Source organism: Microcoleus sp. PH2017_34_RAT_O_A (genome assembly GCF_020737885.1).
Taxonomy (GTDB): domain Bacteria; phylum Cyanobacteriota; class Cyanobacteriia; order Cyanobacteriales; family Microcoleaceae; genus Microcoleus.
On record NZ_JAEQDD010000013.1, the window covers coordinates 58,918 to 71,586 of the forward strand.

16 protein-coding genes are annotated in these 12,669 nt (G+C 43.8%); 6 read left to right on the plus strand and 10 right to left on the minus strand.

Annotation, left to right across the window (positions count from 1 at the left end; translation table 11 throughout):
- The first annotated feature begins 326 nt into the window (after nucleotides 1–326).
- Nucleotides 327–1,580, plus strand: a complete 1,254-nt coding sequence (locus JGK11_RS06555; protein WP_293211033.1) for a URC4/urg3 family protein — start codon at nucleotides 327–329, stop codon at nucleotides 1,578–1,580.
- A 492-nt stretch (nucleotides 1,581–2,072) separates the two neighbouring features.
- Here the strand turns inward: JGK11_RS06555 and JGK11_RS06560 are convergent, their stop codons facing one another.
- From JGK11_RS06560 to JGK11_RS06570, 3 genes are all read right to left on the minus strand, one after another.
- On the minus strand, nucleotides 2,073–2,534 hold the full coding sequence (locus JGK11_RS06560) for a helix-turn-helix domain-containing protein (RefSeq protein WP_293182419.1): 462 nt from the start codon (nucleotides 2,532–2,534) through the stop codon (nucleotides 2,073–2,075).
- A 142-nt stretch (nucleotides 2,535–2,676) separates the two neighbouring features.
- The gene (locus JGK11_RS06565; protein ID WP_293182417.1) at nucleotides 2,677–3,252 is read right to left on the minus strand and encodes a DUF4360 domain-containing protein; all 576 of its coding nucleotides are present in this window, start codon (nucleotides 3,250–3,252) and stop codon (nucleotides 2,677–2,679) included.
- A gap of 205 nt (nucleotides 3,253–3,457) precedes the next feature.
- Nucleotides 3,458–3,811 carry a hypothetical protein gene (locus JGK11_RS06570; RefSeq protein WP_293211035.1) on the minus strand — a complete coding sequence of 118 codons (354 nt, stop codon included), beginning with the start codon at nucleotides 3,809–3,811 and terminating at the stop codon, nucleotides 3,458–3,460.
- A gap of 151 nt (nucleotides 3,812–3,962) precedes the next feature.
- Here JGK11_RS06570 and JGK11_RS32825 point away from each other — a divergent pair, with 151 nt between their 5' ends.
- Nucleotides 3,963–4,145 (plus strand): hypothetical protein, encoded by a 183-nt coding sequence (locus JGK11_RS32825; protein ID WP_325315263.1) that lies wholly within the window; start codon nucleotides 3,963–3,965, stop codon nucleotides 4,143–4,145.
- Nucleotides 4,146–4,453: 308 nt separating this feature from the next.
- The gene (locus tag JGK11_RS06580) at nucleotides 4,454–4,600 is read left to right on the plus strand and encodes a hypothetical protein (protein WP_293156176.1); all 147 of its coding nucleotides are present in this window, start codon (nucleotides 4,454–4,456) and stop codon (nucleotides 4,598–4,600) included.
- A 439-nt stretch (nucleotides 4,601–5,039) separates the two neighbouring features.
- Here JGK11_RS06580 and JGK11_RS06585 read toward each other — a convergent pair whose 3' ends face one another.
- A complete protein-coding gene (locus tag JGK11_RS06585; RefSeq protein WP_293197103.1) occupies nucleotides 5,040–6,959 on the minus strand; it encodes a hypothetical protein in 1,920 nt (639 codons plus the stop codon).
- A gap of 38 nt (nucleotides 6,960–6,997) precedes the next feature.
- Complete coding sequence (locus tag JGK11_RS06590; RefSeq protein WP_293190293.1) at nucleotides 6,998–8,377, minus strand: glycosyltransferase family 4 protein; 1,380 nt, start codon at nucleotides 8,375–8,377, stop codon at nucleotides 6,998–7,000.
- A 76-nt stretch (nucleotides 8,378–8,453) separates the two neighbouring features.
- Between JGK11_RS06590 and JGK11_RS06595 the strand changes: the two genes are divergently transcribed.
- Complete coding sequence (locus JGK11_RS06595; protein ID WP_293182411.1) at nucleotides 8,454–8,924, plus strand: tetratricopeptide repeat protein; 471 nt, start codon at nucleotides 8,454–8,456, stop codon at nucleotides 8,922–8,924.
- A 121-nt stretch (nucleotides 8,925–9,045) separates the two neighbouring features.
- On the plus strand, nucleotides 9,046–10,026 hold the full coding sequence (locus JGK11_RS06600) for a glycosyltransferase (RefSeq protein WP_293211037.1): 981 nt from the start codon (nucleotides 9,046–9,048) through the stop codon (nucleotides 10,024–10,026).
- 187 nt (nucleotides 10,027–10,213) lie between these two features.
- On the opposite strand, the gene JGK11_RS06605 is transcribed toward JGK11_RS06600, so the two are convergent.
- A complete protein-coding gene (locus tag JGK11_RS06605; protein WP_293211039.1) occupies nucleotides 10,214–10,465 on the minus strand; it encodes a hypothetical protein in 252 nt (83 codons plus the stop codon).
- Nucleotides 10,466–10,662: 197 nt separating this feature from the next.
- On the opposite strand from JGK11_RS06605, the gene JGK11_RS06610 reads away from it, so the two are divergent.
- A complete protein-coding gene (locus JGK11_RS06610; RefSeq protein ID WP_293211042.1) occupies nucleotides 10,663–10,893 on the plus strand; it encodes a hypothetical protein in 231 nt (76 codons plus the stop codon).
- A 65-nt stretch (nucleotides 10,894–10,958) separates the two neighbouring features.
- Here JGK11_RS06610 and JGK11_RS06615 read toward each other — a convergent pair whose 3' ends face one another.
- The 4 genes from JGK11_RS06615 to JGK11_RS06630 form a co-directional block, all read right to left on the minus strand.
- A complete protein-coding gene (locus tag JGK11_RS06615; RefSeq protein ID WP_293211044.1) occupies nucleotides 10,959–11,249 on the minus strand; it encodes an antibiotic biosynthesis monooxygenase in 291 nt (96 codons plus the stop codon).
- A 13-nt stretch (nucleotides 11,250–11,262) separates the two neighbouring features.
- Nucleotides 11,263–11,529, minus strand: coding sequence for a type II toxin-antitoxin system YafQ family toxin (locus JGK11_RS06620; RefSeq protein ID WP_293211046.1), 267 nt, complete (start codon nucleotides 11,527–11,529; stop codon nucleotides 11,263–11,265).
- A 2-nt stretch (nucleotides 11,530–11,531) separates the two neighbouring features.
- The gene (locus JGK11_RS06625) at nucleotides 11,532–11,738 is read right to left on the minus strand and encodes a hypothetical protein (RefSeq protein WP_293211048.1); all 207 of its coding nucleotides are present in this window, start codon (nucleotides 11,736–11,738) and stop codon (nucleotides 11,532–11,534) included.
- 132 nt (nucleotides 11,739–11,870) lie between these two features.
- Nucleotides 11,871–12,587 carry a DUF4336 domain-containing protein gene (locus tag JGK11_RS06630; protein ID WP_293211051.1) on the minus strand — a complete coding sequence of 239 codons (717 nt, stop codon included), beginning with the start codon at nucleotides 12,585–12,587 and terminating at the stop codon, nucleotides 11,871–11,873.
- Nucleotides 12,588–12,669 lie beyond the last annotated feature (82 nt).

The window sequence follows — 12,669 nt, forward strand, 5'->3', positions numbered from 1 at the left end:
CTTTCAGGGTATGTTGGGCTATATCAGTATTCAACTATTGATAGTCCTCGTTTCCCTTGCAGTAGTAATAGTTACACTCGTAGCGAAGGTGTTTGCCAGATTGGAAGCAATACTGTCTGACTGTATAAAACCATACACTGTAAAGGTTTTTACTCAACCGACAGAGTTCTCGCAAGGTGTTAAACTCTTTGGTGGCAAGTCCGCGTATCTGATTTTTTGAGTCAGGTACATAGAGCTTTCCCTAGAACTATGGCTAGTCTAGGAAAAGCCTAGCCAAAATGTAAAGCCGATGCTCAAAGCACGGGGTTTCAAACCAAAAATTTTCGATGAAGTTGAATAATATTGAGCTAGAGGCTGTAAAATATCTGAGAACACCAACTGCGATTCGCCAAAAGTGCGATCGGCTTTTTAACTTAGCCTCCGAAAATAAACTCAATTTCTTCTGTGTCGATTTATCCGAACTCGACAAAGCAGCAAATTATGTAATCGACACAACCCGCCAACAGTATCCCGATTTTAATATTCCGTTTCACAGTCAGTGGCGGCATTTTGAAGCCGGCAACCAACCGCGCCTCGCTCAATTCGATGCAGCTTTAACAGAATTTTCAGTCATAGAACAAGCAAAGATAAAATTTGATTTAGCCATTGTCAGCGTTTTACTCGATGCCAGTACCGGCGCAGATTGGCAGTATTGCGAAGCAGAAACCAAAGAAGTTTATCGCCGTTCAGAAGGGTTGGCAGTAGCCACTTTTCGGATGTTTTGTCAGGGTATTTTTTCCAGCAATCCAGATTTTCCTTGGCAAGCCGATTTTCGCGGGCTTTCTCAATTAAAATTAGAAACCTTAGCGGCCGGATTTCAAGTAAGTCGAGACAATCCGCTAGTTGGTTTAACAGGCAGATTAGAATTGTTGCAGCGTTTGGGGAATGCAATTTGCCAACATCCATTATTGTTTGGCAGCGAGAACCAGCGTCCCGGCAATTTGGCACAATACTTGCTTGACAGTCTGGTTTCTGGAGTCAAAACTGTGGATTGTGCTAAAATATTGAGCGCTGTTTTGACAGGTTTTGGGGAAAATTGGCCGGGAAAATATGCCATTGGTGGCGTTAATTTAGGTGAGGTTTGGCGGCATCGGGCTTTGCAAGGAGAAAATCTGGGAGATGAATTTGTGCCGTTTCACCAACTCTCGCAGTGGTTGACTTATTCGCTGTTGGAACCGCTGCAAGAACTCGGTTTGTACGTCGTGCGATTGGACGAGTTGACGGGATTAGCGGGGTATCGTAACGGCGGTTTGTGTTTGGATATGGGGCTGTTACGGGCAAAAGATTCGGCTATTTTTGAGCAGAAGTATTTGCCGGGTTCGGAAGTTGTAGTAGAATGGCGATCGCTCACTGTGATTCTTTTAGATAAAATTGCAGCAGCTATGCGATACAAGCTGGATTTGAGTGCGACAAAATTGCCACTGGTGAAGATTTTGCAGGGAGGAACTTGGGCGGCGGGGCGAAAAATTGCCACAGAATTGAGGGCTGCTGGAGTACCGCCAATTCATATTGAAAGTGACGGGACTTTTTTTAATAGTTGACAGTGGACAGTTGACAGAAGTCAAGCGTGAAGTCAGAAGAAGGAAGGTTCGGAATGCAAGTCCGATGGCACTGAAAAAGTCTAACTGAATTGTTGTAGCAAGGATTTTTTAAAGCTGTATTTTTTTGCCAAGAAATCGTGGTTAAGCGAATTCTAGTTTAATATTAGTCAATATTGATGTTAATTATTAGGTACGTTGTTGCGCTTAAGCGCTCTTTATAATACAATACAGTTTACTTAAGATTGTCCTTATTGCTTTATATCTAAGAAAGAGCGCTCAAGCGCAACTACGTACCTTTATTGCAGTATCTATTTTTCAGAGGAGTTTCACGAATAGCAGTATATTAGTCAACTGTATTGCTTTATATCTAAGAAAGAGTATATTAGTCAACTGTATTGCTTTATATCTAAGAAAGAGCGCTTAAGCGCAACTACGTACCTTTATTGCAGTATCTATTTTTCAGAGGAGTTGTTTTTAAATTCGATAGCTGCATCATTTTTTTTTGTTATTCAAACGCCTTGGTGCTTTTAATTTTGCTTTCATGCGATAGTGTAATTGCTTGTGTAATGTTTGATATTTGACTGATATTTGATAGTTATCTTCTACCCAGGCCGCAATTTCTTTGTAAGTTGTGAATTCACAGGATTCCTCACTTAACTTTTCTGCAATTCCTGCTATTACTGCTGAGGGAATTATTCTGGGTCTACCAGTTGCTTGCCGTATTTTTAACAGTTCTTGCAGACCGCCAGCACTATATTGTTTTAACCATCTATGTACAGTAATTCTATGTACACCTAAACGTTCAGCTACATCTGTAAGGCTTTGGCTATATCCAGCCTTTAACCAATAAAGTGCCTGGATTTTTGAGCGATTAGTCAAGGTTCGTTGCTGCGACAGAAGTTGTTTTAATTCCTCGGCTGTTACATCAATTCTTTCTTGGTAGTTTACTTTCATAGAACATTCCTCAAAGCCTAAGCGTCATTGTAGCATATCTTTGGGTAAATTCTCTAAGCTTTAGCAGTTTTGATGAGCGCACAAATGACCCGATTTCGTAAAGAAATCGGGTCATGCGTGTTATGTTTTTTAGCGGTTATGGTTAGCGGCAAGTGCGATATTTGACGTGATAAACTAAACCGCGATGAGCTAAATCGAAGGAGTCAACGGTGGCTGTGCCGGCACCGCGGGCTGTCATCGAAGCATTTACTCGCATATTTACACTGTCGCCACAGCGAGACCACACATCTGCTACAGTGGCTAAGCTATCTCGAACGTTGTAGTTGGTTTCGCCGTTGAAAGTGCGAGAAAAAACTGGGCCCTTGGCTCCAGCAAAAAAGTATTCTGCTCTGAGGTTTCCGCTGGTTTTAGGAGCAACGTAACCGCGATAATCGGCATCGTAAATCGAAATTTGGAAGCCTTGGGGTACTTTGATGGGAATGCTCAAATTGCAGCTTTTCCGGGTCTCTGCTGAGACGTTTCCTTGGGCTACAAACTTATCAAATAGGATGCTGAGTTCTTGACCGTCGGGGCTGACGCTGACGCTGGCGGATCTGTCTGGGCAACCGCTACCGCCGTAGCTTGCACCTAATATTTGAACTGATGGGTTAGCAGCCAAGGCTGGGCTGATAGCAGCAGTGGTTAATACTGTGGCTAGCAATAGTTTTACAAATTTCATGGATGTTCTCCTTAATGTTTTTTTGTTAGGACAAACCTGAATTATTCAAGGAAGATTGAGGCGATACCCTTCCAATTAGGAGATGGCAAGCCTTTACTGAAAAGGCAGTCAGACTCTGACTGGGAGCTAGATCGCTGTACCTGGCTCGGAGCTTGATCAAGTAGCATTAGTTGATGGACTAATACTTGTTTTGTCCTGATACTTTCTAAGATTCATGGCATTTAGAGATTGTTCCGGAAAATTCGATGATAAAAAATTGATTTTTTTTTACAGGTGTTTGCGGGAACAAAGCTCTGTTTTTTTTGTCTGCTGCTGCGCGGAAAAATGTTTTTTCAGCAGCAAATATTTTCCCGTGGCTATTTGTTGAGAAAAGATGCTTGCATTCTGGAATTATAGGCTTTGTAGCTGTAGTGAAATGATCTGTGTGGTAGCGGGTAACGGTAAAAAAGAGGAGAGATGTATTCTCAGGCAGATCTAGGTAGGGAGAGATGATAGTAAGGTAGATTAACTCTTCACAAAAAAATGAGTTAGTGTTATCGACCATCTTTTGATACAGCACAAGTTAACTCTCGTGCTGCAAGCTCAAGCGCACACGGGAAAATTTCGTTAACTGCTGAAAGAAATTGGGATGCTGCTAGCCTGTGAGGTGACGCGAGATTTGCTGCTGAAATACGAAGAAATGGAAATGCCGATCGCTAAAGTGAGATGTTTTGATTGTCGATCGCATTCTGGTTGCTGCTAACTCAGCAGTGGCGGCAGTCGATCGGCTTAAACAAGTGAATCCGAAGTCTATTAAGTTTTTGTCCTTGCTGGCGGCGCTGGAGGGAATCGATATTGTACTGGGACTTGCAGATGTGGCGATCGCCTTTATTGCCCTTTGTAAATTGAATTAAATATATTTTTGCTGTATATGCTAATACATTCATTTAACAAAACTTTGTTAACATGAATCTTGGTTTGATATTGCCATAATTTATAAATAGTTACATCTTTATGTCAGGAAAAACCTATATATAGCAAGGATTACAGGATTCTTAAGATTTTATTCACAAATTGCATTATCAAGATGTATTTACTGCATCTAATCGTTAAATTCTATGTATTTAGTATAACTAATGGCAGCAATTACTACATAAAATAGAGGTATGATGCTCACTGCTTACGATCGACTAATAACTTTTTTTGAACGAGGAAAAAAACAATGGAGACTACAGCACAGAAGCAAGCCCCACATCAGACTGCTGAGGAAGTGAAAATTAACGATATCAACAGCTTGGAGTTTGAGCTTTGGGCTAAAGCGGTCAAACGACAGATGATTGCAGCACTCTCTAAAAAGGCCGCGATCTAACATCTCTGGGTTTTTGTGTGCAAGTGGTGTAAATTAACTTAACAAAATTGTTGTCTGCATTGTTGTCCGATCTCTATAGGGGGAGATCGAGAGAAGAGAAGGAGAGGGGGAGAGGGGGAGAGGGGGAGAGGGGGAGAAGAAAACTTTTTGCTTCTTCCTTGTTTTGAACGCACGGGTGGCCGGAAACTGGGTTTTTTTGCGGAAATACTTCTGTTGCGACGGGCAGAAATGGTAAAAAAACTGGTTTCTTTGTACCAAGAGTGTGTCCGTGACTTTTATTTCTGCCGAAGGTTTTTTCCCGGATTACCAGAAAAACATGGTTTAAAGCCTCTGCCTTAAGCGGGAGAAATTAAAACAAGACTATTCATTACTCGAATCCTCAAACTTCCAGGTAGAGGTCGCCCTCAACTGTCAACTGTCAACTGTCAACTGTCAACTGTCAAGATCGCTTATCAACCGCCGCTAGCAATCGCAGATTTCCGTCTTGAATCTGCACCGCTTTTACGGTTCCCACAGCGACTCTTTGTTGACCGTTAGCCATCGCTACTTCTATCTTAATCTTGGGGTCAGCCTGCAAGCCCAGGCGCCCCCACAACCATTTGATTTGAGTAGCAGGAAAAGAGCGGACTTCTACATCGGCAAAGGGCGGATTAACCCAGCGGGTTCCGTCGTAAAAACTGGCTACTTGTACCTGATACCAAACTTGTTCTCCGGTCAATTTTAACTCGTTTTTCGCTTCTGGTTCCAGCCACTCAGCGGGATTAATACTGCTAATTAAAGTAGCAGAACCCATAATTTGACTTTTGTGGTATTCTAAACTTTCAGCTTGAGAAATTGCTTCCTCAAGTTTATTGACCAAATTGCGAATTCTAGTTCGAGTTTCGCTGTCAGTATCTGGTTGCTGGTCGAGCCAATTCATCGCCTCGCGAGTTCCGTCTTGAGAGGCTACAATCAGGGTGCCCCAAGCTTTGACATCGGCGTCAGCGGCATTGACTCTCAAGGCGGCGTCTACGCGGTTCATGATCCGCCCGCCTTCATTTTTGAGGGTGGTGGCAATTTCGTGAGTGTTGCTGGGATCGGCTTCAAATACTTGCAAAGCTTGACTCCAGCGGCCGTCTATCAATTCTGCGAGAACTTGTTGGCTGGGACTGGCCCAAGATGCGATCGCCTGAGCACGAGTAATTTTAGCATGAAATTCGATCGTCTCTAGTTGAGCTTGGGCGACTGCGGGCCAATTCTGACCGGCTTTGGCTTTAGCTGAACGCATGACATTTAATCCGGGAGACCAAAGTCCGCTTTTTGCCAGTCGCAGCCCATTTTTATAAGTCTGGTCATTGAAGGCAAATTCTTCTAAGGAAATCGCGGTTAATTGAACTGGGTTCGGGATAAATTTGCGCGAACCAATTTGATAAATGGTAAATTGCGGTTCTAAACCAATTGTTTGGTCGATCGCCAACTGGGGGTTTTGCCCCTTAACAATTTGCTGCCAATTCGGCGCTTGTCCGGCCGCACTCGCCCAATCCAACAGCGAGATTAAATGATTTTGACTGGGGTTGTAGCGAACGACTTGTCCGTAGGGAATTTTCTTGTCGCCCCGCACGAGTTTACCGCTGACATTAAACCAAATGCCCAATTCGGGGGGCTTGCCGTCAAAGCGGCGCAGTTCTGTTAGCGGTAGCGACTGATTTGAGGCTTGATTGTTGGATCCAGAGTCATCCAAAGAAGCAATGACAAAAGATTCCGCCGGGCCTTCTATATTCACAGAACTTGCTAGCTGAAAATACTGTACGGTATCGGAATCGCGATCGGGAAGTTGCACCCGCTTGTACACGCGAAGTTCGACAATTTGACGGCAAGGATTTTTGCAAACTGTAGAAGCATTAACTGTTCTTTCCACCATCACCGGCAACAGCAAATCGGAAATAGAATTATCTGCGGATTTCTCAACAGGAAGCGGTAGGGGTTCGCCGGTGATGAATCCCAATTTGCGGATGCTGGCTTTGATTTGATCGAGAGTTTGGATGGTATCTCTGCTACCTGTAGGCAGGCGCGACCATCCGGGTACAAACTGAGATATCAATCTGTTCCCGTTGGGATCGACAATTAGCTGGTAACTCAGCCAAGCGCCACCTCCCATCAAAGCTGCACAGCCGCACAAGACGCTGAGGGCTGTCAAATTAGCTACCAGTCTTTTCCAAGGATATCTGGCGGGAGTTGGGGAACCAGGTATGGGAAGCTGGGACTCTTGAAGTTTTTTGGCGCGTCGGTTTTGGCGGCGGCGTCTTGTCGGAGAAGGAGTAACTTTGCGATTTTCTGGGGGTTTGGCTCGATTTTTTGAGGAGTTTATTTTGTGTTCCATCGTCGAAATTTTAGAATTTAGATTTTAGAATTTAGAGTTTAAATTTGGAATAGCCGATCGTACTGCCGACCTATGATATCCCAGGTATATTGGCTTTCAACGAGCGATCGGGCCCTCAGAGAGAGTTCCTGTCTTAGCTGATAATTTTCAAACAAACTGGTAATCGCCTCAACATACTCCTGAACTTCGTTTGCCCGCAAGGCCCTTGTCGGGGAAGGCCCGCCACCGACGGTTAAACCCTCCAAACCTCGATCGCTAGCAACTACAGGCGTTCCAGCCGCCATCGCCTCCAAAGTTTTATTTTTAATTCCAAAACCAATCCGCATCGGCACCACACAAACAGCAGCCTGATGCAAATATTCTGCCACCCTTTGCACCCTGCCTACTACTTGAATTCCCGGAAGTTTCCCCAAGGCGAGGACTTCGGGAACTGGCGAGGTGCCGACTAGGGTGAGGGTAGCATCGGGATACCGCTGCTGCAACTTTGGGAGTACCTGCAAACTGAGAAACCTGGCCGCGTCTATATTGGGCAAATTGTTCATGGCGCCTGCAAAGATTAAGGTGTGTCCTCCTGGATCGATCGACCGATAGGGAAATTCTGCCAAATCCACGCCGTTAGGAATCACATCAATGGGAGGGACAAAAAAATCTGCTTTCCCTCCGAGGCTGCCAGAGGACAGCAATTCTAGCAGTTGCTGCTTGTCTGTGGATGTGGTGGCGACAATACGGGAGAATTTGGTACAGTAACGTTTTTCGTAGCGGGCGAGTAGCGGTAAATTTAGTCGATCGCGCAGGGGTTTTTGGGAAGTCCCGGTGGCTAACATTTCCCTGCAAGTTCCCCAAACGGAACTGTGAATATTTGCAACTGTTAGCAGTTTTTGCCGCCATTCTGGACGCACATAAATCTCGTTAACGCTGTGCTCGCAGGTAACAGCATCACATTTGCCTGCTATGACTAAATTGTCTGCCCAATTTTGCATTGCTTGAGAGTAGCTGGAGATTACGTTCGGAGGCGTCCCGGATAACAAAAATTGACTAAATCTGTGGAATTTTCCTATTATTTCGTTCATTTTCTCATCAATCCCCTGATTGAGGGGAGGAAAGAATTCTTCCTCAATCCCCCCCTTGTTAAGGGGGGGAGGAAAGAACCCCCCCTCAGTAGTCTCCTGATTGAGTCTTAGCCCCCCCTTAGCAAGGGGGGGTTGGGGGGGTGTCTGCGGGTGGAGGAAAACTGCTAATTGTGTAACTTGTTGCCTCAATGCGTCGATTTGTGAGTCAGTGACATCTGGCGATCGCACAGTACCAAGAATTACATCATGCCGCCGGCTCAAGTATTGCAACAAATTAAATGTCCTTACCTGAGTTCCGCCGCGGCTTGGCGGATAGGGAAAAGTTGAAGAAAGCATCAAAATTCGCATGGGATGTTGAATAAATAAAGTTGCCACTGTCACGATAAAATTGATTGATAAAACCTGTTTAACAATCCTCCCACCTATGGATGAATTATCTGTTAAGGCGCTGCTCGAAGATTTGAAAAAGTCTGACGAAAGCGTGCGCGATCGGGCTACTACAGAACTCTGGCGCACTTGGTTTAACCAGAAGGGTGACTACGGGATGCAAGTTCTCAGGCGATCGCAAGTTTCCCTAGATGCAGGAGATGTTCGGCACGCTTTGGATTTGCTGACAAAACTGATTGCGGAAGCGCCGGATTTTGCTGAAGCTTGGAACCGGCGCGCCGTACTTCACTATACCCAAGGCAATTATCAAAGGTCGATCAAAGACTGCGAAACAGTCCTCCAACTAAATCCGGTGCATTTTGGGGCGTTGCACGGTCTGGGTTTGTGCTACGCTGCCCTGGGAGAATACAGAAGTGCTATTCGAGCTTTTCGTCGCGCTTTGGAAATTCAACCTTTTGCATTGGTGAATCAAAAGTTAATTCTGGAATGTACAGCTCGTTTAAATTAAAAGACATAGGGCATAGGGCATTGGGCATTGGGCATAGGGCATAGGGCATAGGTGGTTTCTTTCCCTGAACTCAATTGCGAATTTTTTTCGCAATCTCAATCCCAAATCTAAAATGGTTTTAATGCCGAAAATTAGTGTTTGCATTCCTACTTGCAATCGAGTGCATTTGCTGGCTAGTGCGATCGCCAGCGTGCTAGATCAAACTTATACAGATTTTGAGTTAATTGTCTGCGATGACGGTTCGACGGACACGACTGCGCTGTTGATGTCGGAATTTGTCGTAGCTTGCGGGGCTCCCAGCCATCGCCCGATTCGCTACATTCGCCACCCGCAGAATATCGGCAAAAGTAATAATATGCGATCGGGCTTTGCGGCGGCTAGGGGCGAATATTTTATCAAGTTTGACGATGACGATCGCCTGAGCGCGCAATTTCTAGAGCGGACATCTGCTATTTTAGATAAAGACCCCAGCATTGATTTTGTCAGTACCGACCACTGGGTCATTGATGTCAACAACAACATTGACGAAAACCAGACACAACTGAATTCGCAGCGGTGGGGCCGCACCGAGTTGTCGGCGGGAATTATTGAAGATTTACTTGCTACAGTTTTTCTGAGGCAAAGTTTGCAAATAGGCGCAACTTTGTTTCGGCGCCGCGCGCTGGAAACAGTCGGATTTCTGCGGCCCAATTGGCAAAATTGCGAAGATAACGATTTGTTTGTGAGACTTGCGCTTGCGGGCAAAAAGTGCTATTACTTGCCCGAGCTGTTGATGGAGTATCGATTTCACGCAGGACAGCAAGGATGCGATCGGGCAATTCCCTATTTGAGCGATAAATTGCGCTATTTGACCAGTTACGAATTTGATTCCGAGAAGTTGGAAACAGTCAGGCTCAAGAGGATTGCAGAAACTCAATTAGCGCTTGGTTTGCGGTTAATTGAGGTGGGTGAAACTGCAAAAGGGCGGCGGATGGTGCGAGCTGGGAAGTCGGTTTCTGAGACTAAAATGTGGGCTGCTTTGGGATTGTCGCTGCTGCCAATTGAGTGGCGGGGGAGAGCTTTTGCGGCCGTGCGAGAGTTGGTGAATAGTGCTGAATTTTGAATTTTAACATCTATAGCAATCGATCTGATTCTCACAAAACAACGCCCCCTTGTCTTCCTAGACTCCTTGTATAGCAAAATTTTCAGGTTTTTGAGATCTAGAAAATCAATTAGGATTGCTATAGTCGGGTTTCCTAATTTAACCTTTAGATAGCGGAAGGCATTGCGGAGATGTTTGGAGAATCTATTCAAGCATCTATTAAAGCTGTACTAGCTATATTTATTGCTTCTAAAAATTCACTAAGTGGAAACTTCAATTCCGCTAAAAAATCGGGATGAACATATTGTGAGTATATATCTATTTCCATTTTTTCGACACTTTTATCTTTATTGATTTGTGCAACCTGTTGTCCCTTATATTGTATTTCAACAGTCATTTCATTATATTTAATGTCACTAAGATAAATGATTTCAAAACCAGAATCTAGATTTATAGCCATTTTGAACCTCTTAATCTACAAATGTACCAAAACTACCATCTGCTTCAAACCTGATTCGACTTCCATCAGGAACTATAGCCTCAATTTCACCTCTTCCAAGTCTAACAAAAACAACATTTGGATGATTTAGTATCCGATCGTGCTATGATATTTATACACTCAAGCTAAGGTCTGTACTTTGAATAGGAGAAATCGCTATGCAGATACCAGAAAATCCCAGTAATGATGACATCAGACAAGCATTAATTGAGCTAGGCAATAAAGTTGATCGCCTGGAATACAAATTTGACGCATATCAGAAAGGAACTGATGGTATGGTAAGGATGGCTACAACTATTATTATTGCTACTGCTTCCGTCGTTGTTTTGTCTAGTCTTAGTCCCGCAGTAACAGCCATAGTCACAGCATTGTCAGCAGGAAACGGATAGTAATAATTAGGAATCAAATGCCTTGATATTATCTTGACATTATACAAAGGCGATCGTGAGTTGTTTCACAATACTCCTGAATCTAATTGGTCTAGATAAATAAATTCAGGAGCTTTAACTCCGGCTTCTTCTCTAATTTTAACCAGTGCAGGCGACTCAAAAAATGCCCTGGCATCTGCTGTTGATGTCCACGCGGAGAAATGAACAATTTTGTTGGGTTCATTCTCATACTTCAAAACCTGATACGAGCGCTCGCCAGCTTCTTTTCGGATATTTGCAGCATTGTCAAATACCTTTTTCCAAGCTGCATAATTTTCGACTTCATGAATAATTAAGACATATTGTATACTAATCAAACCTATTTTCCTCTCAATACACTTGATCGTGACTACCAATATCTACAAACACAGTTTTACCATCTTCCGTAAAGTAGAATAGCACCCTTTCGTCATAATCTACGGTAAAACTCCAAAAATCATTAAGTTTCCCCGACAGTTTGTGAGTTTTCAAAGTCGGATCAAATGGATCTATCGTGAACAGCTCTAATTTTTGCCAAAACCTTGCCTCTAAATCTGCATTGCCTTTAATACGCTTTTTGAAAGCACGTTTAAATGAAGAACTGAAACTGACTTCCATGATTACTCCTCTATCAGTTGTTTCAGTTCATTGATGTTGGCAGAAAATTTCAGCAAACCTTTTTGTTGTTCGACTTGCGCCGACTTAAAATTCTCAGAGATCTCCTCACGGCGTTCTTCACGGAGATATTGTTTCAACAATAGTTGAATTTCCTGCTTCTCATCAGCGGAAAGAATTTTTATAGCTTCAACTACATCACTGAAAGTCATAGTCTAAAAATCCCTATCGTGTTTATTCGATTAATCTAACATGAAAAAAGTAAACGCGGTTTCAACTGCCGAGTCTACTTCATGAACGATCGAGACATCCTGCACAGGCATAAAACCTATTTTTCTCTAATTTCAAACATTCACAGAGCAACCTAAAAACTGCTCGTACCCCTCTTTAAACTTTTGCTTTCCCTGAGTCTCGATGATGCTGCCGTGAGCGACAATCACTCGCTCAAAGTCCCAACCTAAAACCTTCTTAACTGACTCTCTCACTTTTTCTTTATCCTTTGTCGCAATTCGCTCCAGTATCGATGGACTCAAATTTTTATATCCGCCGATCGCTCTGCTCGCAAATTGTGTGACGATTGGGAAGCTCTCGTCAAAGTGAAAGGCCGTGTCAGTTAAGATCAGAGTGCGGCTTGCAGCATGAAAAAATACACATTCATTGAGTGAATCAAAACCGCTTAAACTAAGGGTTCTGAATCCATCAAAAAATACATATTCTAGCCCCTTCCATAAACTATTTGCTTCACCTTGGATGGTTCGATCGATCGCCAAATCTGGTTTTTTAGCTTCCAAACCCGGTGCAGCCCAGAATTTCGCGTTTGGGTAGAGCTTTTTGAAATTGGCTGCAAACAAATAGTGATACAGATTGGGCGCTATGATGTGGCTAACGGTTCCCTGTTCGCTAAGCTGACTCACGATTGTATCATTGACTTGAATCGGAGAAATAACGACTAACTCGCGATTAGCCAGCCGAATCACGGTCATTCTCGTGCCAACGCTGAGTCCAAAGTACCGTAACGGTTGTTCGGCAACCCAAATATCTCGATCGATTTCTCTGAGCATCTCAAACCTTCAGCAGCTTGCGAAACAGAGTCAATTGTAGCGCTTTTTGACATCGCACCCTCAACGATCGCGATCGCGCTTT